We start from the raw sequence: 231 nt of genomic DNA, 5'->3' as shown, positions 1-231 counted from the left end.
CGTCACATCCTGCCCCGCTTCATGCAACGCGTGCCCAAGTTCGAGCGCATGCACCACGCCGCCGCGCGGATTGCCGGAATGCGTAAACAACGCAATGCGCATCGCGGTGCCGTTCATGCTTGCGCTCCCACGGGCGCGCCGATGAACGCACTGTCCTTGAAGCTCCACAGCAACGCCGAATCGCCCTGCTGCGTGAGCACCACTTCGCGCGACGCATCCACGGAACCAATC

1 pseudogene is annotated in these 231 nt (G+C 64.1%); it reads right to left on the bottom strand.

What is annotated here, in order from left to right:
* A pseudogene (locus SB772_RS46100) lies at nucleotides 1-117 on the bottom strand (MSMEG_0565 family glycosyltransferase); the annotation flags it as partial.
* Nucleotides 118-231 lie beyond the last annotated feature (114 nt).

Source organism: Paraburkholderia sp. SIMBA_030, assembly GCF_046535245.1.
Classification (GTDB): Bacteria; Pseudomonadota; Gammaproteobacteria; order Burkholderiales; family Burkholderiaceae; genus Paraburkholderia.
Note: the sequence above shows the minus strand (reverse complement) of the source record. Positions and strands in the feature narration are given on the sequence as shown.